This is a genomic window from Paenibacillus sp. FSL H8-0122 (assembly GCF_038005345.1).
In the GTDB taxonomy this organism is placed as follows: Bacteria; Bacillota; Bacilli; order Paenibacillales; family Paenibacillaceae; genus Paenibacillus_AQ.
Window position 1 is genome coordinate 1623418 of sequence record NZ_JBBOTB010000001.1, and the last position, 23029, is coordinate 1646446.

The 23029-nt window shown below is 56.7% G+C and carries 19 protein-coding genes; 9 read left to right on the forward strand and 10 right to left on the reverse strand.

Annotated elements, in window-relative coordinates; all coding sequences use genetic code 11:
- Window positions 1-44 precede the first annotated feature (44 nt).
- Window positions 45-953: a helix-turn-helix transcriptional regulator gene (locus NSS64_RS06855; protein WP_341139670.1), complete on the reverse strand. Its 909-nt coding sequence runs from the start codon at window positions 951-953 to the stop codon at window positions 45-47.
- A 157-nt stretch (window positions 954-1110) separates the two neighbouring features.
- Here NSS64_RS06855 and NSS64_RS06860 point away from each other — a divergent pair, with 157 nt between their 5' ends.
- The 4 genes from NSS64_RS06860 (at window position 1111) to NSS64_RS06875 (ending at window position 6195) form a co-directional block, all read left to right on the forward strand.
- Window positions 1111-3783 carry a glycoside hydrolase family 78 protein gene (locus tag NSS64_RS06860; protein ID WP_341139671.1) on the forward strand — a complete coding sequence of 891 codons (2673 nt, stop codon included), beginning with the start codon at window positions 1111-1113 and terminating at the stop codon, window positions 3781-3783.
- Between the two features lie 332 nt (window positions 3784-4115).
- Entirely contained in the window at window positions 4116-4517 is a 402-nt protein-coding gene (locus tag NSS64_RS06865; RefSeq protein ID WP_340939376.1) for an RrF2 family transcriptional regulator, read from the forward strand.
- 143 nt (window positions 4518-4660) lie between these two features.
- Complete coding sequence (locus NSS64_RS06870) at window positions 4661-5593, forward strand: class I SAM-dependent methyltransferase (RefSeq protein ID WP_341139672.1); 933 nt, start codon at window positions 4661-4663, stop codon at window positions 5591-5593.
- 173 nt (window positions 5594-5766) lie between these two features.
- Window positions 5767-6195 carry a GreA/GreB family elongation factor gene (locus tag NSS64_RS06875; protein ID WP_340939378.1) on the forward strand — a complete coding sequence of 143 codons (429 nt, stop codon included), beginning with the start codon at window positions 5767-5769 and terminating at the stop codon, window positions 6193-6195.
- A 90-nt stretch (window positions 6196-6285) separates the two neighbouring features.
- Here the strand turns inward: NSS64_RS06875 and NSS64_RS06880 are convergent, their stop codons facing one another.
- A complete protein-coding gene (locus NSS64_RS06880; protein WP_341139673.1) occupies window positions 6286-8223 on the reverse strand; it encodes an NAD(+) synthase in 1938 nt (645 codons plus the stop codon).
- A gap of 192 nt (window positions 8224-8415) precedes the next feature.
- Here NSS64_RS06880 and NSS64_RS06885 point away from each other — a divergent pair, with 192 nt between their 5' ends.
- Window positions 8416-9255: an MBL fold metallo-hydrolase gene (locus NSS64_RS06885; RefSeq protein ID WP_341139674.1), complete on the forward strand. Its 840-nt coding sequence runs from the start codon at window positions 8416-8418 to the stop codon at window positions 9253-9255.
- A gap of 3 nt (window positions 9256-9258) precedes the next feature.
- Here the strand turns inward: NSS64_RS06885 and NSS64_RS06890 are convergent, their stop codons facing one another.
- Window positions 9259-10032, reverse strand: coding sequence for a DeoR/GlpR family DNA-binding transcription regulator (locus NSS64_RS06890; RefSeq protein ID WP_340939381.1), 774 nt, complete (start codon window positions 10030-10032; stop codon window positions 9259-9261).
- A 278-nt stretch (window positions 10033-10310) separates the two neighbouring features.
- On the opposite strand from NSS64_RS06890, the gene NSS64_RS06895 reads away from it, so the two are divergent.
- Genes NSS64_RS06895 through fucU form a run of 4 tightly spaced genes read left to right on the forward strand, consistent with a single transcriptional unit; the run spans window position 10311 to window position 14892 of the window.
- Window positions 10311-12119, forward strand: coding sequence for an L-fucose isomerase (locus tag NSS64_RS06895; RefSeq protein WP_341142777.1), 1809 nt, complete (start codon window positions 10311-10313; stop codon window positions 12117-12119).
- Window positions 12120-12143: 24 nt separating this feature from the next.
- A complete protein-coding gene (locus NSS64_RS06900) occupies window positions 12144-13727 on the forward strand; it encodes a rhamnulokinase (RefSeq protein ID WP_341139675.1) in 1584 nt (527 codons plus the stop codon).
- 50 nt (window positions 13728-13777) lie between these two features.
- Window positions 13778-14428 carry a class II aldolase/adducin family protein gene (locus NSS64_RS06905; protein WP_341139676.1) on the forward strand — a complete coding sequence of 217 codons (651 nt, stop codon included), beginning with the start codon at window positions 13778-13780 and terminating at the stop codon, window positions 14426-14428.
- 23 nt (window positions 14429-14451) lie between these two features.
- Window positions 14452-14892 carry an L-fucose mutarotase gene (fucU, locus tag NSS64_RS06910; RefSeq protein WP_341139677.1) on the forward strand — a complete coding sequence of 147 codons (441 nt, stop codon included), beginning with the start codon at window positions 14452-14454 and terminating at the stop codon, window positions 14890-14892.
- 344 nt (window positions 14893-15236) lie between these two features.
- On the opposite strand, the gene NSS64_RS06915 is transcribed toward fucU, so the two are convergent.
- From NSS64_RS06915 to NSS64_RS06945, 7 genes are all read right to left on the reverse strand, one after another.
- A complete protein-coding gene (locus tag NSS64_RS06915) occupies window positions 15237-16079 on the reverse strand; it encodes a sugar phosphate isomerase/epimerase family protein (protein ID WP_341139678.1) in 843 nt (280 codons plus the stop codon).
- Window positions 16080-16309: 230 nt separating this feature from the next.
- Window positions 16310-16996, reverse strand: coding sequence for a rhamnogalacturonan acetylesterase (locus NSS64_RS06920; RefSeq protein WP_341139679.1), 687 nt, complete (start codon window positions 16994-16996; stop codon window positions 16310-16312).
- Window positions 16997-17013: 17 nt separating this feature from the next.
- Window positions 17014-18435 (reverse strand): glucuronate isomerase, encoded by a 1422-nt coding sequence (uxaC, locus tag NSS64_RS06925; RefSeq protein WP_341139680.1) that lies wholly within the window; start codon window positions 18433-18435, stop codon window positions 17014-17016.
- A 36-nt stretch (window positions 18436-18471) separates the two neighbouring features.
- Window positions 18472-19959: a UxaA family hydrolase gene (locus NSS64_RS06930; RefSeq protein WP_340993631.1), complete on the reverse strand. Its 1488-nt coding sequence runs from the start codon at window positions 19957-19959 to the stop codon at window positions 18472-18474.
- A 64-nt stretch (window positions 19960-20023) separates the two neighbouring features.
- Window positions 20024-21445, reverse strand: coding sequence for a tagaturonate reductase (locus tag NSS64_RS06935; RefSeq protein ID WP_340939392.1), 1422 nt, complete (start codon window positions 21443-21445; stop codon window positions 20024-20026).
- 137 nt (window positions 21446-21582) lie between these two features.
- Complete coding sequence (locus NSS64_RS06940; RefSeq protein ID WP_340939394.1) at window positions 21583-22578, reverse strand: LacI family DNA-binding transcriptional regulator; 996 nt, start codon at window positions 22576-22578, stop codon at window positions 21583-21585.
- A gap of 215 nt (window positions 22579-22793) precedes the next feature.
- Window positions 22794-23012, reverse strand: a complete 219-nt coding sequence (locus NSS64_RS06945) for a hypothetical protein (protein WP_036698535.1) — start codon at window positions 23010-23012, stop codon at window positions 22794-22796.
- Window positions 23013-23029 lie beyond the last annotated feature (17 nt).

The following is a 23029-nucleotide window of genomic DNA, read 5'->3' on the forward strand; positions in this document are numbered from 1 at the left end:
TTGATAGCCTAACACTATTTCCTAATAACATCAATGATTCCGCGTTAAAGTTGTTCCTCCGGGTTCACCGCTTCTATCTGTTTCCTTCCCGGTGTTTGCCGGTAGATCCCCGGTGTGGTGCCGATAATCCGCTTGAACACCAGATTGAACGTTGCCGGATCGCGGTAGCCTACCTGCTCTGCAATGAGGTGAACGGGCGACTTGGGCTGCTGGACCAGCAGCAGGCAGCTTTTCTGAATCCGGATGTTCTGCAGGTACCGGTAGAAGGTCTGCCCGGTATGCGCCTTGAACAGCCGCTGAAGATGCCGTTCACTCCAGTCGAAGCTGCGTGAGAGATGCGTCAGGGTAATCTCCTGCACATAGTTCAGGTGGACATAATTCAGAATCTGCAAAAATTGCGTCTGCTTGCCCAGCGGAAACTGAATCTCATCATGCTCCAGCCTGTAGATACTGATCAGCAGTTGAATGAACAGGGTCAGCAAATAGCTGTCCGAGCCGCTCTGCGGCAGGTGAACCTCACGGTGAAGCGCCAGAAACAGGTTCTCTATGGAACCATTCAGATCCGTCAGGGAGAAGGAATGCAGCCGTTGTTCTCTGATCTGCTCCAGGTAGGAGGCAATCGGCGGGTCTTGAATCACGCAGGCAAGACGGTCCAGCAGCTCCGGCTTAAACAAACAATTGTACACGACAAGCGGCTCACGCAGAGAGCTGGGTGAAGACGGACGGAAGACATGGGACACGCCGACAGGAATGAAGTGCAGCTGGCCCTTGCCGGTCGGGTGAGCCTTCTGGCCGATATAATGAAATCCTTTGCCCTCGGCCACGAAGGTCAGCTCCATGAAGTCATGGGAGTGAAGCGGAAGATCATAGGTCTCGGTAGCGCGGTTCACATATAACAGGAGATTGCCCCGGAAGAAATACTCCCCTTTTAGCGTATGGTTGGCCGAATCCATCAGTTCCCTCCTCCAGATGGTATAAAGTCCTTTTTACCCCGGTGAAATGTCCATATTGCAGGTCATGCAAACCAAGCGGAATCCTATAATTGTAATAGAAAGCGCATCATATATACAGGTATACAGGATTAATCCTATAAAAGGTGAGGTGTATTCAATGATAGCTATCCAAAAACCGCGAGTGGAGTACCAGGAGAATCCGCTGGGACTGGATATCCGCTTACCGAGATTCAGCTGGCAGCTGCATACGGATGAGCGCGATGTGAGACAGCAGGCGTATCAATTACAGGTGTCAGGTGCGGCGGATTTCGGGAGCGTATGGTGGGACTCGGGCAGAGTGGAGTCTGGTGAATCTCTCCATATCGAGCTGAAGGGGCTGGAGCTGCAGTCCAGGCAGATTTATTATTACCGGGTGAAAATATGGGATCAGCACAACCGCCCTACGGAGTGGTCGCAGGCGGCCTGGTGGGAGATGGGGCTGCTCTCGCCGGAGGAGTGGACCGCAGAATGGATTACGGCTCCGCTGGCCTGCCTTGCGGAAGATGCAGAGCAAAGTCCGCTGCTGCGCGGAAGCTTCCAGGTGGACCGGCCGCTCGCCCGGGCCCGGATCTATGTGACCAGTCTCGGGCTGTACGAGCTGGAGCTGAACGGGGTGCGGGTCGGAGATACTTATCTTAATCCTGGGTGGACCAGCTACAGCCACCGCCTGCAGTATCAGACGTATGATGTAACGGAACAACTGGTGGTTGGGGACAATGTGGCCGGAGCTTGGCTCGGGAACGGCTGGTACAAAGGGAATCTCGGCTGGGAGCACAGGAAGCATATCTATGGCAACCGCACAGCGCTGCTGTTGCAGCTTCATCTCACCTATGAGGACGGCACGGAGCAGATCATAGGGAGCGGCCCGCAGTGGAAGGTGTTGCCCGGCCCGCTGCTGATGTCGGAGCTGTATCACGGGGAGACCTATGACGCCCGCCTGGCGCAGCACGGCTTCAGCACGCCGGGTTACGATGACACGCTGTGGCTGGCTGCGGAGATTCTTCCGTATGCCAAGAATATTCTGCTTGCACAGGAGAATGATCCGGTCCGGGCGGTCCAGGAATTGGCACCTGTTGCTCTCATCCGCACTCCGGCGGGGGAGACGGTGCTCGATATGGGCCAGAATATGGTCGGCTGGCTGCGGTTCACCGTAGATGGCGCGGCGGGTCAGGAATATCAGCTGCGGCATTTCGAGGTGCTGGATCAGCAGGGAAATGTATATACCGAGAACCTGCGGACAGCCCGGCAGACCGTTACTTATATCGCCGGAGGCGGGGGCCGGGAGAGCTTCCAGCCGCGTTTTACCTTCCAGGGCTTCCGGTATGTCCAGCTGATCGGCTTCCCGGACCCGCTGGATCTGCAGGACTTCACGGGCGTGGTGCTGCATTCCGATATGGAGCCGACCGGCACCTTCACTTGCTCCGATGCACTGCTGAATCAGCTCCAGCACAACATCCTCTGGGGGCAAAAGGGCAATTTCGTCGATGTGCCGACCGACTGCCCGCAGCGGGATGAACGGCTAGGGTGGACCGGCGACGCACAGATGTTCATCCGCACGGCGGCGTATCTGATGAATGTGGCACCTTTTTTCAGCAAATGGCTGGGGGATCTGGCTGCGGATCAGCGGGAGGATGGCGGCGTTCCCTACGTGATTCCGCATGTGCTTGGGGAGGAGGCGCATTCCTCTGCAGCCTGGGGCGATGCGGCGGTCATCTGTCCGTGGACGGTCTACCAGTGTTACGGGGATAAGCGGATTCTTGAGCAGCAGTACAGCAGCATGAAGGGCTGGGTGGAGTATATCCGCCGCCAGGGTACGGATGAGTTCCTGTGGAATACCGGCGACCACTTCGGAGATTGGCTGGGTCTGGATGCCAAGGCTGACAGTCATGTGGGTGCAACGGACCGGAATTATATCGCAACTGCCTTCTATGCCTATTCGGTCCAGCTGATGGAGAAGACGGCGAAGGTGCTCGGCAGGACAGAAGATGTAGAGAATTACTCACAGCTTCATCACCAGGTCAAAGATGCGTTCAACCAAGCGTATATCCTGCCAGCGGGGGAGAAAGGTCCGGCTACCCAAACAGCCTGTGTGCTGGCGTTAATGTTCGGACTAGTGGAGGGGAGTGCGAAGGACCGCACGGTAGCGAGACTTATACAGCTGCTGGAAGCGAGCGGGTACCACCTTACGACCGGCTTCGTCGGCACGCCTTATCTGAATCTGGTGCTGGCGGATGCGGGACATTACGAGGCTGCCTACAAGCTGCTGCTCCAGACGGACTATCCATCCTGGCTGTATCCGATTACCCGCGGCGCAACTACGATCTGGGAGCACTGGGACGGAATTAAGGAGGACGGAAGCTTCTGGAGTGCGTCGATGAATTCCTTCAACCACTATGCTTATGGAGCGGTAGGGGATTTCCTGTACCGCCATGTGGCCGGGATCGAGCAGACAGAGGAGGGGCCGGGCTATAAGCAGTTCCTGATCCAGCCGCATCCGGGAGGCGGACTGACCTCGGCTGCCGCCAGTCTGGAATCCATGTACGGGACGATCCGCTCCGAATGGACGATAGATTCCGGGACAATCGGGCTGATCGCCGTGATTCCGCCGAATACCTCAGCTACGGTGCTGTTGCCGGACGCCTTGCTGGCCGAAGTGTCGGAGACAGGAATGGCAGCCGGGCAGCCGCTTGAGCAGGTCCCCGGCATTCATTCCGCTGAGCAGCTGGTACAGGCGGTGAAGGTTACACTCGGCTCCGGGGAATACAGATTCCAGTACCCTTTGCGGAAGTAAGTGGAGTGTAGACGGGGCATATCAGCCACAGATAATGCTGCGATACAGAGCCTCATGGATTATGGGGCTCTGTTTTTTTGTTGCGGCGCGCGGGCTGGATGTATGCGAAAAACCGAACACAATGTGCCGGTGCGCGGGGCGCGGGCCAAATGTAGGCGAAAAATCGAACACAATGTGCCGAGGCGGACGTAAGCGTGCTGCCTAAAGGACAACATTGCTGTGTTCACTTGTTATTCTTCCCCCGCCCCTTGCATTCCCTCCACATAAGGGTTATCATAGACAAGTGAAGTCTGTAATTGCGGACATAGTCCATAGGTAAGGTGGAATAAGACATGAAATACTCCAAAGCAACGAACTACGCCCTGCACACGATGCTGTTCCTGGTGGCGCACACTCCTGATAAGCCAATGGGCGTGCAGCAGCTTGCCGAGCGGCAGAATGTATCGCCTACGTATTTATCCAAGATTCTGACCAAGCTGGTCAAGGCCGGGCTTATCGAATCTGCATCCGGGGCGAATGGCGGGTATCGTCTGCGGCGCAAAGGGGAAGAAATCTCGTTTCTGGATATCATCCATGCTATTGAAGGGACTGCATCGCTGTTTGACTGCACCCTGGACCATCCCAGCGAGTGTCTGATCCAGCAGGAGATGGTCAAGGCCGAAGGGCAGATGGAGGACTATCTGCGTAACAAAATGATGTCCGAGCTTGCTGAGAAAATGAGGCAGTGCCACTAAGTATGAAACGGAGCCGTCCTTTTAAAGGAGGGTACATCCGTTTCAACTTAGGAGTTTTTATAGATATTCAAAGTCTGTTAAGTCCGTAAAGCCAATAGTCCTACATTAAGATTATTATGTATCCACGAGAGGATGATTCAGTGATGAGCAACAGATTATTCGATGCAAGCGTATGGGAGAAGGCCTGGAAGGAAGATCCCAAGGCAATGGCCAACAAGTTCAAGGCGATGGGCATGAACCCGCACACGAGCTTCGATCATAAGGCGCAGGTGTTCAATGAAGAGGTATTCAGCAGTGCCGGGCGGGACCGGAGTGAGCGGATTATCGGCTGGATGGAAGGCCAGGGCGTGGATTTTAACGGGTTGACTGTGCTCGATGTGGGGGCGGCTTCGGGCGGGTTCACGGTTCCTTTTATCGAGCGGGGGGCCAAGGTTACAGCAGTAGAGCCTAATGTTCCCTTAGCGGAGCTGTTCCTGAAGAACACTGCCGGATTCGCTCCGGGACAGGTGGAGCTGGTGCATGAAGCGTTCGAGAATATCGACATTGCAGCACGCGGCTGGCTGAACGCCTTCGATCTGGTCTTCGTGTCCATGTGCCCGGCGGTCTTCGACTGGGAGAGCACGGAGAAGGTGATCAGCTGTGCCCGGCAATACTGCTATATCAGCACCTCGGCAGGTGTGCAGGAGCATAGCCTGATGAATGAAGTGCTGCCGCTGCTGACGGGCCGGGAGGTTCATGCAGAATCCTCGGATATGGCTTATCTGACTCAATTATTATATTTGAAGGGCTATTCCTATGAGACCATCATTACCCGCGAAACGAAAAGCAAGGAGCTATCACTGGAAGCAGCAGCCGCAGAGGTGATGGAGATGCTGCCGCTGCATCATCTGGACGGGGGAGAGACTACCCGCAAGACAGTTACGGATTATCTGCACACGGCCTACCCGCAGCAGCAAGTCGTTGTCCGCCAAGGCGGACGGTTCGGTAAGGTGCTGATCAAGCTGCAGGACCTGAATATGTACAGCCGGTCCGCTGCCGAAGCATCCGGGAAATCTGCACATTCTGTGAAGCACTGAACCGCTGCCGTCCATTCCCAGTACATGAGATTGTCTTTCCATAGAAAGATGCTATCATAGAGAATAGGTCCCTGTGCGGGATCTATTTTCTTATATGGGAGGACTGAGGGCTATGAGCAGGAACAAGCGTATTTTCGAGCATGACCTGATGAAGAAGGTAGGTGAAATCTACTATGAGCCATAGTCTCAAAACGGTTTCCTTCCGCGAGGAGCTGGTGCAGCAGCTGGTCTATCTCGATGAGCATAAATTCTCCATTCTGGACAGGGGAACGTGGGAGTCTCCGGCTGAGCGGGCAGAGGTTCAAGCGATGATCAAGCGTTATCAGGAGACGGTGGAGCAGATTCTGTCCGGTGACAGCGATGCGCTTCAGCGTTCTATGGTGCTGGTCGGGTCCCGGGTGTCGCTGCGGATCGGCCAGGAGACGCTTGATGAGCCGTACCGGATTGTCATCCCCGGTGAAGCGGAGCTGGATGAATTCTGCATCTCACTCTGGTCGCCGATGGGCAGAGGGCTGATTCTGGCGTGCCCGGGAGAGACGGTAACGATTCAGACCCCGTTCGGCAGCGATGAAGTCTTGATTCTTGATAATAGGTACGAGTGAAGCAGATTGCTGAAAAAAAGAGGCGTCCCTGATCATCCTGTGATGATGGGGACGCCTCTTTGCATTATGCCATGCTGCTGCGGCCAGGAACTACAGTTCTTCGATTTCCTGCAGCCAGAGCGCGGCGGAAGCATCGCTTGGCATGCGCCAGTCGCCGCGCGGCGAGAGGCTGACCGTACCGACCTTCGGTCCGTCCGGCAGGCAGGAGCGCTTGAACTGCTGGGTGAAGAAGCGGGTGACGAACACCTTCAGCCAGGCGGTCAGCTGCTCCTTGGGATAAGCCCCGCCGAAGGCGTGCTGGGCGAGATAGAGCATTTTGCCGGGAGAAGCGCCTGTACGCAGCATGTAATACAGGAAGAAGTCATGCACAATGTAAGGGCCCAGAATATTCTCGGTCAGCTGGACAATCTCTCCGGTGGCCGAAGGCGGCAGCAGCTCCGGGCTGATTCCGGTCTCGATAATGCTGTAGAGATACTTACTCACCGTCTCGTGTGCTTCGTGGTCCGCATACCAGGCGACAACATACTGGATCAGCGTCTTCGGAATGCCTGAATTCACGCTGTACATCGACATATGGTCGCCGTTATAGGTACACCAGCCCAGCGCCAGCTCGGACAGGTCGCCCGTGCCGATGACAATTCCGCCGTTCTTGTTGGCGAGGTCCATCAGAATCTGGGTTCGCTCGCGGGCTTGTACGTTCTCGTAGGTCAGGTCATGCACCTCCGGGTCGTGGCCGATGTCCTGGAAGTGCTGGAGGCAGGCCGCCTTGATGTCAACGACCTTCATTGAGGCGCCGAGTGCCTTGATCAAGCCTACCGCGTTGTCGTACGTGCGGCTGGTCGTACCGAAGCCCGGCATCGTGACCGCCAGCACATCGCTGGCCGGACGCCCGAGCAGCTCCATAGCCCGCACGGCAACCAGCAGCGCAAGCGTAGAGTCGAGGCCGCCGGAGATGCCGATCACAGCCTGCTTGGTGCCGATGTGGCGGATACGCTTCATCAGACCGGAGGTCTGGATCGAGAGAATCTCCTGGCAGCGCTCGTCCCGCTGGAGCGGATTGCCCGGCACGAACGGGTTGACGCCTACAGAACGCTTCAGCTCCCGCTCATTGCCGCTGCTAAGCGGCGTGGCGTAGAGAATCTCGCGGTAATTGCGTCCGCCTTTGCCGGCCCGGAACGTTCCCATCACGGTGCGGGAATACTGCAGCCGGGGCAGGTCAATGTCGGCGGTAATCATCCGGCTCTCATGGGTGAAGCGTTCCGATTCGGCCAGCAGCTGGCCGTTCTCCGCGATCAGCGAATGTCCGCCGAAGACAACGTCTGTTGTCGATTCGCCCGTATTGCAGCTGGCATAGACATAACCGGCCACACAGGAGGCAGACTGGCCGCCGACCAACTGGCGGCGGTAATCCGCCTTGCCAACCAGCTCGTTGCTGGCCGACGGGTTGAACAGCAGCGTGGCCCCGGCCTGGGCCAGCAGGCTGCTTGGCGGCACCGGCACCCAGAGATCCTCGCAGATCTCCACACCGAACGACAGATTCCCGTCACTCTCGCAGGCAAAAATCAGATCATTGCCCACCGGCACCGCCGATCCGCCGATCCGCAGCTCGGACACCTCCAGCTCTTCGGCTCCTGCGAACCAGCGCGGCTCATAGAATTCGCTGTATCCGGGGATGCAGGTCTTGACCACCATCCCGAGAATCCGGCCCTGCTGGAGGACTGCGGCACAGTTAAACAGCCTGCTCTTGATGGAGACCGGCAGACCGGCAATGACAATCATCCGGTGCTCTGCCGTAGCTGCTGTAATCCGCAGCAGCGCCTGCATCGCGGATTCCAGCAGCCGGGGCTGGAGGAACAGGTCCGCACAGCTGTAGCCGGTGATGCACAGCTCCGGGAGTACCAGGTACTCCACCTCCTGGGTGCTGGCTGTATTGATGGCTTCAATTATCTGGTCTGCATTGAATACGCAGTCGGCCACCCGGAGCTCCGGGGAAGCGGCGGCGACTCTTGCGAATCCGTAATTCTGCATTCATTTCACCTGTCCTTTACCTGTCCATTATAGAAGTAGACTATCTAATAATTGTACCCATGAAATGGCATTGGTAACAAGCAGGGATTATCACAAGCGCTTCCATTTGTCTTCTCGCGGGTATAAACTAAACAGGGATGAAACAGCCAGCCATGATGAATGAGCGATAGAAGAGGAAGGGAGCAACCCGCTATGCCATTAGCAGGACAAGAATTAATCGAAGAAATCCGCAGCACCGAGGTGCCTTACGGCTGCCTGGCGGTCTGGTTCCTCGGACAAGCCAGCGTTATTGTCAAGGGCGCAGATGTAACCGTATATATTGACCCGTATGTATCACCGAATCCGGACCGCAGCTTCCCGCCGCCGGTTGCACCGGCAGATATTAAGAATATGGAGGTCTGCCTGATTACCCACGACCATTCGGATCATCTGGATGAGGAGGCCCTGCCCGTGCTTGCCGGACTGAATCCGCAGGCGCAGTTCATGGCTCCGGCGGTCTGCCTGGAACGTCTGCAGGAGCTGGGCATCGGCAAGGAGCGCCTCACCGCTGCCCTGCCTGCCAGTGAAGCAGAGCCCGCACAAGGCCTGAAGGTATATCCGGTGGCAGCGGCGCATGAGCAACTGGACCGCGATGAACAGGGCAATCCCAAGTATGTCGGCTACATTCTGGAGCTGAACGGGGTAAAGCTCTATCATGCCGGGGATACCGTGCTGTTCCCTGAGCTGATTGAGGAGGTAGGCAGCCGCAAGATCGATCTGGCGCTGCTGCCGATTAACGGCCGTGACTATTACCGGGGAAGCCGCAATATTGTCGGCAATATGAATTACCGGGAAGCGGCGGAGTTTGCGGCGACCTCAGGCTTTGAGACCGTGGTTCCGCTGCATTATGACCTGTTCGCCGGCAACGCCGAGAATCCGGGCTATTTCGTGGATTACCTGTACCGCCACTTCCCGGAGCAGAAGTTCCATATGATGGCCAGAGCGGAACGGTTCGTGTACGTGTCGGCGCAGGCTTTTAAGCGTGAACGTTAAGACTTATTGTGAATCCGCAGGGTAGAGCAGGGAGACCTGATACTTGGCAAGGAACTCGATCCATTCCTCGGACGGCCGCTGATCGGTGACGATATAATCGACCTTGTCGAAGCTGAACAGCCGGATGAAGGCGATCCGGTCGAACTTGGAATGGTCAGCCAGCAGGACCACCTTGCTCGCCTGCTGCTGCATCAGCACCTTAAGCTCGGTCTCCGCCTCGTTGGAATCACAGAGTCCGCCGTTCATGGAGAGTGCCTTGCAGCTGAAAATAGCCACATCCACATTATATTTCAGGATGGTCTGCGAGGCCGTAGGCCCTACGAAAGAGCTGGTCTCCGGCCCGAGCAGGCCCCCCGTGGAGATGAGCTTTTGCCCGGAATGCTGGAATTCTGACAATACCGCCAGGGAATTGGTGATGATGGTCAGATTTTTTTTGTCCTCGACGATTCTCCGCAATCCTTCAAAAGCCGTTGTGCTGGTGTCCGTCATCACACTGTCCCCGTCATTAATCAGCTCCAGCAGCCTTGCCGCAATCATCCGCTTCGCTTCAATGTTGACCTGATGCCTGTGCGAGTAAGAGGGGTCCTCGTTGGTGTGAACGTTCAGAATCGCCCCGCCGTAATTCTTCTTGGCAATGCCCTCCTTGTCCAGCCGGTCGAGATCGCGCCGGATCGTCTCCTCGGATACACCGAATTTCTGCGCCAGATCCGCAACGTGAACCTTCTTATGCCTGTAGAGCTCATTAATGACCAGATCCCGCCGTTCAAAAGCCTTCATATCATGCCCACCCTTACGTTATGTAGTTGTATACAGTTTACTATAATCTGCTGCCTAACATAAATCCCACAATCACAAACAATTCCACAGTTCATTGAAATTATATCACATAAAACCACACAATAACCAAATTTAAAGTGTGGAATAGTGTTGACTTTACAGGTAAGTGATTCTATGATGTAGAGGAAATGGAAAGCCTGCGGCGAAAGACAAGAGGGTGCAGACCGCAGAGGCTGTATTTGGTAGCGCTTACTAATCGGAGCTATAGCTCCAGTGTAATGTTCTCATACTATCAACTAACGATTTGGGGAGGAACAGCAGTGACAGCAAATTATCCGAAGATTGGAATCCGGCCGACGATTGACGGCAGAAGACGCGGAGTGCGCGAATCGCTGGAGGCGCAGACGATGGGCATGGCGCAGCGCGTGGCGGCATTTTTGCAGGAGAATGTAAGGTATCCTGATGGCTCTCAGGTGGAATGTATCATTGCAGATTCTACGATTGGCGGCGTGAAGGAGGCTGCGGCGGCGGCGCAGAAGTTCGCGGGTGCAGGTGTAGGCGTATCCATTACAGTCACCCCGTGCTGGTGCTACGGATCGGAAACGATGGATATGGATGCGACAATCCCGCATGCGGTATGGGGTTTCAACGGAACGGAGCGCCCCGGGGCGGTATATCTGGCGGCAGTTCTGTCTGCTTATGCGCAAAAAGGCATTCCGGCCTTCGGCATCTACGGAGAGGATGTCCAGGAATCCAGCAGCGAGGAGATCCCGGCGGATGTTCAGGTGAAGCTGCTGCAGTTCGCGAAGTCCGCGCTGGCGGCTGCTCTGATGAAGGGGAAGTCCTATCTGTCGATGGGCTCCGTGTCGATGGGAATCGCCGGTTCTATTGTAAACGAGCAGTTCTTCCAGGAATATCTCGGCATGCGCAATGAATATATCGATATGTCCGAATTTGTACGCAGATTTGAGGAAGGGATCTATGATCCCGAGGAGTTCACGCGGGCGCTGGCCTGGGTGAAGGACAACTGCCGTGTGGGAGCGGATAATAACCCGCAGCATCTGCAGCTCAGTGAGGAGGTTAAGGAAGAGCAGTGGGAGACGGTTGTCAAAATGACGCTGATTGCCCGTGATCTCATGACCGGCAATCCGCAGCTTGCGAAGCTTGGCTTCGAAGAAGAAGCGAGTGGCCACAATGCCCTGCTGGGCGGCTTCCAGGGCCAGCGGCAATGGACTGACCACTTCCCTAACGGCGATTTCATGGAGACGATTCTGAACTCCTCGTTCGACTGGAACGGCAGACGGGCGCCTTATATCGTCGCCACTGAGAATGACAGCCTGAACGGGGTGACCATGCTGTTCAATTACCTGCTGACGAATACGGCGCAGATCTTTGCTGATGTGCGCACCTTCTGGAGTCCGGCTGCCGTGAAGCGTGTGACCGGGTATGAGCTGGAGGGAGCAGCGGCAGGCGGCCTGCTGCATCTGATTAATTCCGGTTCGGCAGCGCTGGATGGCACCGGCGAGCAGAGTATTGACGGCAAGCCGGCGATCAAGCCGTTCTGGGACATCACGGATGAAGAGGCGGCGGCCTGTATCGCGCAGACCCAGTTCCGTCCGGCTTCCCAGGAATATTTCCGGGGAGGCGGCTTCTCGACGGATTACCTCACCCGTGGCGGTATGCCGGTCACCATGGCCCGGCTCAATCTGGTCAAGGGTCTGGGACCTGTACTGCAGCTGGTGGAAGGCTACACGGTGGAGCTGCCGGGAGAGGTGCATGACACGCTCGACCAGCGGACGGACCCTACTTGGCCGACAACCTGGTTCGCACCTAAGCTGACCGGCAAGGGCTCGTTCCAGTCTGTCTACGATGTGATGAACAATTGGGGCGCCAATCACGGGGCGATCAGCTACGGGCATATCGGTGCGGATCTCATTACGCTGGCCTCGATCCTGCGGATTCCGGTCAGTATGCATAACGTGGAAGAATCGCGGATTTTCCGCCCGCGTGTCTGGTCGCTGTTCGGCACAGAGAATCTGGAGAGTGCCGATTACAGAGCCTGCCGCAACTTTGGCCCGCTCTACTAATCCTCCAGGTGAAGAGGTGGGAAGATGACAGAGACGAAGACGCAAGTGATGGAGGTAACCGGTAACCAAGGAATCCGGCTGCTGGCCATCGACCTGGGAGCCAGTTCCGGCAGAGTGCTGCTGGGAAGCTACAGGGACGGGAAGGTGACGGTGGAGGAGATTCACCGCTTCCCTAACGGACCGGTAGAGGTCAACGGACATTTGCACTGGGATGTGCAGCGGCTGCTTGAGGAGATCAAGCAAGGGATTGCAGCGGCTGCGGCAAGCTACGGACCGCTGCACTCTCTGAGCGTGGATACCTGGGGAGTCGACTATGGCCTGTTGGATGAGCAGGGCGGGCTGCTGTATGCTCCTCACCATTACAGGGATCAGCGGATGGCGGACATCGCTTCGGCACTGGAGGCTGCGCTGCCTCCGGCAGAGCAATTCAAGCTGACGGGCAACCAGTCCAGCCCGATTAATACGGTGTATCAATTGTTTGCCGATCTTATGGCGAATCCGGAGCTGCGGACAACCGCCAGGCAGCTGCTGATGATGCCGGATCTGTTCCATTATATGCTCAGCGGCGTGGCCGTGGCCGAGCAGACCATCTGGAGCACCAGCGGCCTGCTGAATCTGCAGTCCACAGCGCCTGCAGCCGAAGTGCTGCGCAGGCTGGAGCTGCCGGAGACGCTGATCCCCCGGCTGGTTCCGGCAGGCACGGTGCTGGGTGAACTCCGGCCCGCGCTCCAGCAAGAGCTGGGCAGCGGTCCGCTTAAGATCATCGCCGGAGCCTCGCATGATACGGCTTCGGCCGTGGCGTCCATTCCTTACGGCGGCTTCGGCTCTAGCTACGCTGAGTCCAGCAATGCCGATTCTCGTTGCGCTGATCCTGGCATTAGCGATCCAGACCGGATCGACGGATTCAGCGATCCGCTGCCATCCGCTGCATTCATCAGCTGCGGAACCTGGTCGCTGGTGGGCCTGGAGACGGCGGAGCCTGTATTAAGCGATGCCGCCCGGGCCAGCGGCTTCACCAACGAGAGCTGCTTCGGCGGCACGAACCGGCTGCTGAAGAATATCACCGGCCTCTGGCTGCTCCAGGAGACCCAGCGGTGCTGGGCTGAAGCGGGGGAACCGCTCAGCCATCAGGAAGCCGCCGAGCTGGCCGGGCAGCTGGACCGGTCCAAGGCGTGCATCGCCATGCTGGACCCGAATGATCCGCTCTTCAGCACACCGGGCGATATGCCGCTGCGGATTGAATCCTACTGCATCCGCACCGGACAGCCGGTGCCGCAGACCCGGGCGGAGATCATCCGCTCGATTCTGGAGAGTCTGGCCAGGTCTTATGCGGATACGATCCGCGAGCTGGAGGCGCTCACCGGCCGTCCGGTGCGCCGCATTCACATGGTCGGCGGCGGCATTCAGAACAAGCTGCTGTGCCAATTGACGGCGGATGCCACCGGCAAAGAGGTTATTGCCGGACCGGTAGAAGCGAGCGCGATCGGCAACCTTTTGGTGCAATTGACGGCGCTCGGTGCTGTCGATCCCGCAGAGGTCCCAAGGGTGGCAGCCCGGTCGTGCTCAACGCTCCGGTACCAGCCGTCTTTAACACATCAGAACGGATAAGCTTCATACAGCAATCATACAGCAATCAAGTAGCAATCAAGGGGGCAATTATGAATAATCATGAAGAAGAACTACGGCGCCTAATCTGCGATATCGGCCGGAATCTGTTCAACAAGGATTTCATCGCGGCCAATGACGGCAATATCTCCGCCCGCCTGTCGGCCACCGAGGTCATTACTTCGCCCACAGGAGTCAGCAAAGGCTATCTGCAGCCGCATATGCTGGTCAAAGTCAATCTGCAGGGAGAGATTCTGGATGCAGCGGAGGGCTACCGGCCGTCCACGGAAGTGAAGATGCACCTGAAGATCTACAACGAGCTGCCGGAGATGGGCGGGGTGGTTCATGCGCATCCGCCGTATGCTACCGCTTTTGCCATCAAGGGTGAAGCGCTGGACAAAATGATGATGCCGGAATCCGTCATTGCCATGGGGGACATTCCACTGGCGATATACGGGACGCCTTCGACCGAAGAGATCCCGGATTCACTGACTCCCTTCCTGGGCAAGAAGACCGCTGTGCTGCTGGAGAGCCACGGGGCCCTGACCTGGGGCAAGGATGTAATGGCTGCTTATATGAACATGGAGCGGCTTGAGTATACGGCGAAGCTGACCTTCCTGACCCGCATGATCGGGGGAGAGCGTGAGCTGCCGCCGCACCGGATTGAGGAGCTGGTGGCGCTGAGATCATTTTACGGAATGTAATGAAGCCGAGAGGAGATAGGAATATGCTCAAAAAAATACCCAAACTGCTCTCCCCCGAGCTCGTCCGCACCCTGATGGAGATGGGCCACGGGGATGAGCTGGTGCTGGCAGACGCCAATTATCCGGGACATGCGCTGCATTCCCGGGTGCTGCGGGCTGACGGAATCGGTATCCCCCGGCTGCTTGACGCCATCCTGGAGCTGCTACCGCTGGATCATTATGCTCCGGCTCAGGCGGCCTTCATGGCTGTAGTAGAGGGAGACCCCACAGTCCCTGTGATATGGGACACGTACAAGGAGATTCTTACCCGGCATGATCCTGCGGTGCAGGTGGGGTATGAAGAGCGTTTTGACTTCTATGACCGCTCCAAGCACAGCTACGCCATTCTTATTACAGGGGAAGAGGCGCTCTACGGGAATATTATTCTCAAAAAAGGTGTGATTTCCCCCGAGGCCGGGGAATAGCAGCCTCAAGCAACAGACCGCCCGGTTAACTATGGGCGGTCTGTTTGCTATACCTAGAGCGCGCTGTTTAAGCGCGCTGCTTAGTGAACCGCTCGTTTAGAGCAAATACCCTCAAATAACTCAAATGTTGCAAGTTATGCAACTTGGCTACCCTGAAACCGGGGCTTGCCAGAGGATTGTTGCAGGAAATGCAGGAATGTGCAGGCCAGGATGCTTAGTTAGAGGAGGATTCCTGCCTTTTGTGCAACAATTCCAGCTATGAGTGTATAAGTTGGGGGAAATGCTGCAATTTGTGCAAGATTACCCTCATCCAGCACTCAACATCCATCCACAGAGCACTTTTGTTAAACCTCGTTATATATCTTCCGCAGGAATTGCGCGCTGGCCTGGAGATATTCCTCAGGAGTGCTCTCCAGCAGGCCCTGGATATGCGGGCGCTTATATTTCATGTAGCGGAGCAGCGGGGCGAAGTCCAGCATGCCTTGTCCGGCAGGAACGATGTCGATGGCGCCGTTCTTAACGGTGAAATCCTTCAGATGCAGAACCGCGATCCGGTCTCCGAGGAGCTCCAGCGCTTGTGCCACAATCTGCTCCTGCTGAAGGTAATTCTCCGGGGTCATCAGATTCGCGGCATCCAGTATAATTTGCAGGTTATTGGACGCCACGGTATCCAGCAGACGCCGTGCTAACGGGGCCGTGTAGAGCGGGTGGTTGACGCCTGCCTCGATGCCCACAGTTACTCCGAACCGTTCGGCCTCAGCAACCATGGCGCTAACCGAGGCAACGACCTCCAGAAAAGCCTCCTCCGTGAAATTATCCGGTGTATACCCCTGACCCATACTGCCGGTCTCTGTCCCTACCAGACTTGCGCCGAAGTCACGGGCCAGCCGCAGATGAGTGTTGAAGTCGCTCAGCGCCTGCGCGCGCTTGGCAGGGTCAGCATCAATAATGTTCACATAACAGCCGAGGACTGCAATCTTGATACCGGCTTGTCTGAAGGTATCGCCATAGTACGCAGCAGCACCCGGACTTAGTGCGCCAAGCTCCGCCACACTCTCTGGAAAAGACTTATGCAGCGCAAACTGAATTGCCGGGAAGCCATGCTCCTTCAGCTTATCTATTAATTGCGGCAGCGGACACCGCTTGAAGTCATGGGCACGGACGCCCAGGTGAAACGGAACGGTCATAGGGTTAGACTCCTTTGTATTCAGATATAAGAGTTCGCATGGAGCACCGAAGGGCCGGGTTCCCACGAAGAAGGCCGCCTGTGTCCGAAAGTGGTCACAAGCGGCCTGATCATGCTGACTGAGGAGTGAAGCAACATGTAGGAAGGGCGAATAATATGCGCTGCTTTTGCAATGCTCCACAGGCCGATGCATAACCTAATCCGCGCGACACACTCCCCTGCATCCCCCAATTACACCCGCAGATACGGGTGCAGCAGCCTCAGCTCCTCACACTGTGCGAGCGCTTCGGCTACCAGCGCTGCGATCTGCTGCGCTCCGGATTGGGAGAAATGCGTGTCATCGGTAATGCCGTCCGGGTAGTTGGGGCGGGCACCCGGCGGCAGGTGCATGAACAGCCCGGCTGATGCTTCGGTCCCCAGTCTGCGGTAGAGCTGCTGGGAGGCGGCAAAAATATCAAGCAGAGGTGTTCCGGTCTCCTCTGCAACCTCCCGCATAACCTGCGGATAGAGTCCGACAGCCTGCGGGTCCGGTTCACCGTCCGCAGTGAAGCGGCGGCGGCTCACGGAGGTCAGCGGCACAGGGAAGCTGCCCCGGCTGCGGGCAGAATCGATGAATACCTTGAGATTCTCGCGGTAATCGGTATGCGGCTCCGTGTAACGGAGAGGGTCCTCCAGCTTCTGGTCATTATGGCCGAACTGGATCAGCAGGAAATCTCCGGGGAGGAAGTCCCGCTCCAGGTCTGCCAGTCTGCCCTCAGCCAGGAAGGAGCGTGTACTCCGTCCGTTGATGGCCCGGTTCTCAATCCGCACCTTCCGGCTGACGTATTGCCGCAGGTACTCGCCCCATCCGGCCATCGGCCATTCCCCGCCGCCCTTCTGGGCGGCGGTAGAGTCTCCGGCGATATAGATAGTCGGCATCTTCAGCATGCCTCCATCTAGACGGTGACTCCGGCTTCGCTGCCGGCAGTCTGGAAGCCGAAATACCCGGCTGCGTTATTGTAGGAGATATCCCGGACCATAGCCCCGAGGACTTCGAGGTCATCCGGCGCTTCCCCGCGTTCGGCGAGTTCACCGAGCAGTCCGCACAGGACCCGGCGGAAATATTCATGCCGGGTATACGACAGGAAGCTGCGCGAATCGGTCAGCATGCCGACGAAGTTGCCGAGCAGGCTGCCCTCAGCCAGCAGAGTCAGCTGCTGGCGCATGCCGCTGCGCGTATCGTTGTACCACCAGCCGGAGCCAAGCTGGAGCTTGCCGGGGGTATCTTTCTGGTAACAGCCCAGCAGAGCGAGCAGGGCAGGGTAGTCGCCGGGATTCAGCGAGTAGAGGATCGTCTTCGGCAAGCCGCTGCCGCTCTCGGCCCGGTCAAGCAGCTGCGACAGCGCTGTGGTCAGCGGCAGATCGTTGATGCCGTCATAGCCGGTATCCGGTCCAAGCCGCTGGAACATCGGCGTATTATTGTTGCGGTAGGCATGCAGGTGAAGCTGCATGGTCCAGCCCTTGTCATGATAGAAGCCGATCAGCGCAGTCAGCAGCTCTGTGCGGTAGCGGGTGATTTCCTCCGGTGATAGCGCAGCTCCCTGCATTCTTTTGGCAAAAATAGCTTCCACCACCTCAGGCGCAGCCGCTTCGTAACGCAGGACATCCAGCGCATGGTCCGACAGGCGGCAGCCCTGCTCGTGGAAGAAGGCAACCCGGTTACGCAGGGCCTCCAGCAGCGCGGCATAGCTCTTAACCGGCAGGCCGGAGGCCGACTCCAGCTTCCCGATCCAGGCGTGGAAGCCTTCGGCATCGATGTTCAGCGCCTTGTCAGGACGGAAGGTCGGGAACACCTGGAAGGCAGTCTCACTCTCACTCAGCAGCTTGTGATACTCCAGGGAATCTGCCGGATCATCGGTGGTGCAGATCACCTTGACACCGCTGCTGCGGATCAGGCCGCGCCGGGTGAAGCCCGGTTCAGCCAGCTTACGGTTGACCTTCTCCCAGATGGCCGGCGCCGTGGCTTCATTCAGCAGCTCCTCTACACCGAAGAAACGGCGGAGCTCCAGATGCGTCCAGCTGTACAGCGGGTTGCCTACTGCCTTAGGCAGTGTACGGGCCCAGGCCAGAAATTTATCATAATCAGAGGCGTCGCCGGTAATATGCGATTCAGGCACGCCGTTTGCGCGCATCAGCCGCCATTTGTAATGATCCCCGTACAACCAGGCTGCGGTCAGATTCTCAAAGGGCTGGTCCTCATAGATTTCGCGCGGGTCCAGATGGCAATGGTAATCGATAATGGGCATGGTTTTGGCGTGATTATGAAAGAGTAGCCGTGCTGTTTCGCCGGACAACATGAAGTCCTCGTTTAGGAACATGAGTAGGATCTCCCTTTGAATGGATTGGAATAAGTTCTACAAGGTAACGCCTGTTTTGAAAATAGCCAGCTCACGCACTTCATTCTGCTCGTTCCGTGTTTTTTGGCCGCTGGCGACATCAATGATATACGTGATGAATTCCTCCAGCACATCGGCCATCGGCGTTTCCAGCAGGGGACCTGCGTTGAAGTCCATCCAGTGGCCTTTTTTGGCAAAAAGGTCGTTGTTGGTCGCCACCTTGACTGTAGGCACAAAGCTGCCGAACGGCGTGCCGCGGCCAGTTGTGAACAGCACGAGCTGGCAATCGGAAGCGGCAAGCGCAGACGCAGCAACCAGATCGTTGCCGGGAGCCTGTAAGAGGCTCAGCCCTTTTTTGCGCAGCTTCACGCCATACTGCAATACATCCACCACCGGCGACGATCCGGCCTTCTGGGTGCAGCCGAGCGATTTGTCCTCCAGCGTGCTGATGCCGCCAGCCTTGTTGCCCGGAGACGGATTCTCATAGACAGGCTCGCCGTAAGAGAGGAAATACTGCTTGAAGTTATTGATCAGCGAGACGATATCATCATAGACCTCCTTGCTCTCTGCACGGGCCATCAGCACCTTCTCCGCACCGAACATTTCCGGCACCTCCGTCAGCACCGAGGTTCCGCCCTGGGAGATGATGAAGTCGGAGAATGCGCCCAGCAGCGGGTTGGCCGTAATGCCGGAGAAACCGTCAGAGCCGCCACATTTCAGCCCGATGTTCAGCTCACTGAGCGGAACCGGCTCACGGACGTCGTTCGCTGCGGCTTCATACAGCTCCTCCAGCAGGACAAGTCCAGCTTCCAGCTCATTGCCTACCTCCTGGGCCACCAGGAATTTAACCCGGGATTCGTCATAATCGCCCAGCATGCTGCGGAACTCGGAGACGATATTGTTCTCGCAGCCAAGGCCGAAGACGAGTACACCGCCTGCATTGGGATGATTGACGGCATCGAGCAGAATGCTGCGGGTCATGCGGTGGTCATCGCCCAGCTGGGAGCAGCCGTAAGGATGCTTCAGCACGGTCAGGTTGTCGAATCCGCCAAGATCGGGATGCTCGGCCTTGAACTCCTGAAGCATCTGCTCGGCAACGCCGTTCACACAGCCCACGGTCGGAATAATGAACAGATCATTACGGATGCCCACCTTGCCGTTACTCCGACGGTATCCCTGGAAGGTCAGATCACGGCGCGGATAGATCACCGGATGGACATCAGGCACATACTCGTATTCTTCCTCGCCGGACAGATTGGTTTTGATGTTATGCGTATGAATCCAGTCGCCTGCGGCAATCGGAGCCGTGGCATGGCCGATCGGGGAACCGTATTTGGTAATGATGTCTCCGCTGCTGAAACCGGTCAGGGCAATCTTATGACCCTGCGGAATCTCCTGGGCGGCCTGAAGCGTCAGTCCGTCTATTGTCAGTTCTTCTCCGGCAGCAATCGGCCGTAAGGCTACAGCTACCGTATCTCTCGGGTTCATTTTCATTAAGTTCTTCATGTTGGCCCTCCTAAAAGTTAGTGATTCTGCGCTTTCCTGAGCTCCTTCGTACAAACACGCCGGTTCAGCCGACGAGTTCCTGTAATGCTGCGCGGGAATCTTCAAGCTCCAGCTGCTGCAAATGGGCGGCAATCGCATCAGCCAGTCCCGGCAGCCGGGTCAGATCCTGTCCCCACAGGCTGGTGTCGGCAAGAATTGTGTTCACGAAGCTGGCCGGCTGGCTCCAGGCCTGATCGAACACCGCCAGTACCTCTGCGCCGTCCTGCCGGGGAATACGGTCGCCCCGGTAGCTGAGCAGCAGGGCGGCGAAGGCGAGGGTCATCCGCTCCGGAAGCTTGCCGCGTTCCTGCTGGTAGCGAAGCAAGACCGGGAGCAGGCGGGCCTTGAATTTGGAAATGCTGTTGAGCGAGATCGAGGTCAGCTCATGGCGGATGAACGGATTGCGGAACCGCTCCTGCACAGCGCCGGCATAGGACAGCAGCTCATCGGCAGGGAGATCCAGCATAGGGATCAGCTCCTCTTCGATCAATTGCTTCACGAAGCGGGAGAAGGTACTGTCATTCATGACGTCCTCAACCGTCTCAAGACCGGCAAGCAGGCCCAGAGGGACCATAGCGGTATGCGGTCCGTTCAGCAGATGAACCTTGCGTTCACGGTAAGGCGTCATATCCGGTGTCACCACGACATTCAGTCCGGCCTTAGCCAGCGGCAGGCGCTCTGCCAGAGACTCCGGTCCTTCAATGACCCAGAAGAGGAACGGCTCTGCGGTCACCATTACGTTATCGAGATAGCCGAGCTCAGCTTCGAGAGCAGCAGCCTGGTCACGCGGATAACCAGGAACAATCCGGTCCACCAGACTGCAGCAGAAGGTATTCTCGGACTTCAGCCATTGCAGGAATTCTGCGCCAAGATTCCAGTCAGCCGCATAACGTTCTACGATCTCCTGCAATTTCTCGCCGTTGCGGTCAATCAGCTCGCAAGGAATAATAACGAAGCCTTTCTTGCCAAGCTCGAAGCGGCGGTGGAGCAGGGCGGTCAGCTTGCCCGGGAAGCTCTTAGGGGGAGCATCGTCTGCGCGGTCGCCTGGAAGATAGGCAATGCCGGCTTCGGTAGTATTGGAGGTGATGAACTCCAGATCATCATTCTCGGCGAGCGCGAGATAAGCTTCATAATCCATGTATGGGTTAATCACCCGGCTGACCGAGCTGATAATTTCGCGGGAATTGACGGTCTCGTTGTCCATGATGCCATTAAGCAGCACTGTGTAGAGGTTGTCTTGAGCGGCCATCAGATCAGCTACTCCTCCGGGTCCCTGAGCAATGGGCTGAATGAGGACAGCGCTTCCGTTGAACAGACCCTGATTGTTCATTTGCTGCAGCTGCCAGTCTACGAACGCACGCATGAAGTTGCCTTCGCCGAACTGAATCATCCGTTCCGGATGGAGGGTTAGCCCCGGGTGAGTGCTTCTGGATAAACGGTTTGTCATAGTGGTCATGATCTCCTTTAGAATACAGTGATAAATTGCACACGTTAACATTTTATTTTAAGCAAGATCCGGAATTCCTTCTCTTGTCCAGGAAGGCTCCGTATCTGCAGAAAATAGCGAGTGGGGTACTGATAGAGTTATACTCCGGCAACCGTATCCCTTACCACCAGCGAAGTCTTAACGAACAGCTGCTGCGGCGGGGTCTCCGGCTGCTGAAGCAGCTGGATCAGCATGGTAATGCCCAGCTCACTGATCTCGGCAATCGGCTTGCGGACCGTGGTCAGGGCAGGATTCGTATAGCGGGCGAACATCATATCATCGAACCCGATCAGTGAGATCTGCTCCGGCACCTGCACCTTGTGGGCATAGCAGGCATTCATGGCGCCAATCGCCATATCATCATTGGAGCAGAACACCGCCGTAGGCCGGTCCTCCAGGCTAAGCAGCTTGCTCATCGCCGCATATCCGCTCTCAATGCTGTAATCTCCCGGGGCAAAATAATCAGGATTCAGCGCAAGCCGGCCTGCAATCAGACTGTCCAGGAAGCCCTGCTTACGTTCGCTTGAGGACTTGAAGCCGGGCTTGCCTTCAATAATAGCCAGCTTGCGGTGACCCTGCTGCACAGCATAATCAATCGCTTCCTTGACGCCTTCGCGGTCATTGGCGACCACGTTCATGATGCCGGGGTCCTCCAGCTGGCGGTTCAGCACCACTAGCGGAATGCCCGTCTTCTTCACATGATAGATGAAGGCATTGTCTTCATCGCTCTGGCTCATGACCAGAATGCCGTCGAAGCGCTGCGGTTGAATATTGCTGAAATGCTGCACACCGTCGATCCCGTTCACCGTCAGATTATAGTTCTCATCCAGACTGTGCGTAATGCCTTTGATGGCATCCACCAGGAAGCTTGCGGAAGTCCCCTGCTCAATACTGGAGAAGAACAAGCCGATGATGAACGATCTCTTGGTGACCAGGCTCTTGGCACTGTAATTCGGCACATAATTCATTTCGGCGGCGATCCGTTCAATCTTATCCCGGGTGGCCTTCTTGATCAGCGGGTTGCCGTTCAGCGCCCTCGATACGGTAGTATGGGATACACCGGCAACACGGGCAATATCTTTGATGGTAATCATAGGTTCTCCCCGGGTACATGGAATTGTTAACGATTTCAGTTTAGTTCTCCAGCAGCGTCAAGTCAATAGTTTATTGGAATGCACACGTTAATATTTTGTGAAAAGTCAACGCAAAAACAGACCCGGATCAGGGTCCAGGGTCTGCGTTTGAAGAGGGGAGGAAGGATCACAGGCGAGCGCTGCTTCTCCTCTGATGAAGAGACCCCGAAGCCTTCTCAGGCATGGTTGTGCTGGAATTTCGTAATATCGCGGGCGTAATGCGAGGTGGTGCCGTCGAATCTTTTCAGCCGGACATACTCATCAGAGAATTTCTCAACGACTCCGCTGCCTACCTGGGAGTACATTCCGTCAGGGTCAAGCTGGAGGGCGGATACGAAGGTCTGTGACAGTGCGGCTACGAAAAAATCAATGTTTTTAACAAGTGTCTGTGGCAAAAGTCCCAGTCCTTTCA

What these genes read in the sequence shown, in the direction of transcription:
- NSS64_RS06855 (WP_341139670.1), bottom strand. Translation starts at nt 953, where the DNA reads ATGGATTCGGCCAACCATACGCTAAAAGGGGAGTATTTCTTCCGGGGC.
- NSS64_RS06860 (WP_341139671.1), top strand. Translation starts at nt 1,111, where the DNA reads ATGATAGCTATCCAAAAACCGCGAGTGGAGTACCAGGAGAATCCGCTG.
- NSS64_RS06865 (WP_340939376.1), top strand. Translation starts at nt 4,116, where the DNA reads ATGAAATACTCCAAAGCAACGAACTACGCCCTGCACACGATGCTGTTC.
- NSS64_RS06870 (WP_341139672.1), top strand. Translation starts at nt 4,661, where the DNA reads ATGAGCAACAGATTATTCGATGCAAGCGTATGGGAGAAGGCCTGGAAG.
- NSS64_RS06875 (WP_340939378.1), top strand. Translation starts at nt 5,767, where the DNA reads ATGAGCCATAGTCTCAAAACGGTTTCCTTCCGCGAGGAGCTGGTGCAG.
- NSS64_RS06880 (WP_341139673.1), bottom strand. Translation starts at nt 8,223, where the DNA reads ATGCAGAATTACGGATTCGCAAGAGTCGCCGCCGCTTCCCCGGAGCTC.
- NSS64_RS06885 (WP_341139674.1), top strand. Translation starts at nt 8,416, where the DNA reads ATGCCATTAGCAGGACAAGAATTAATCGAAGAAATCCGCAGCACCGAG.
- NSS64_RS06890 (WP_340939381.1), bottom strand. Translation starts at nt 10,032, where the DNA reads ATGAAGGCTTTTGAACGGCGGGATCTGGTCATTAATGAGCTCTACAGG.
- NSS64_RS06895 (WP_341142777.1), top strand. Translation starts at nt 10,311, where the DNA reads ATGTTCTCATACTATCAACTAACGATTTGGGGAGGAACAGCAGTGACA.
- NSS64_RS06900 (WP_341139675.1), top strand. Translation starts at nt 12,144, where the DNA reads ATGACAGAGACGAAGACGCAAGTGATGGAGGTAACCGGTAACCAAGGA.
- NSS64_RS06905 (WP_341139676.1), top strand. Translation starts at nt 13,778, where the DNA reads ATGAATAATCATGAAGAAGAACTACGGCGCCTAATCTGCGATATCGGC.
- fucU (WP_341139677.1), top strand. Translation starts at nt 14,452, where the DNA reads ATGCTCAAAAAAATACCCAAACTGCTCTCCCCCGAGCTCGTCCGCACC.
- NSS64_RS06915 (WP_341139678.1), bottom strand. Translation starts at nt 16,079, where the DNA reads ATGACCGTTCCGTTTCACCTGGGCGTCCGTGCCCATGACTTCAAGCGG.
- NSS64_RS06920 (WP_341139679.1), bottom strand. Translation starts at nt 16,996, where the DNA reads ATGCCGACTATCTATATCGCCGGAGACTCTACCGCCGCCCAGAAGGGC.
- uxaC (WP_341139680.1), bottom strand. Translation starts at nt 18,435, where the DNA reads ATGTTCCTAAACGAGGACTTCATGTTGTCCGGCGAAACAGCACGGCTA.
- NSS64_RS06930 (WP_340993631.1), bottom strand. Translation starts at nt 19,959, where the DNA reads ATGAAGAACTTAATGAAAATGAACCCGAGAGATACGGTAGCTGTAGCC.
- NSS64_RS06935 (WP_340939392.1), bottom strand. Translation starts at nt 21,445, where the DNA reads ATGACAAACCGTTTATCCAGAAGCACTCACCCGGGGCTAACCCTCCAT.
- NSS64_RS06940 (WP_340939394.1), bottom strand. Translation starts at nt 22,578, where the DNA reads ATGATTACCATCAAAGATATTGCCCGTGTTGCCGGTGTATCCCATACT.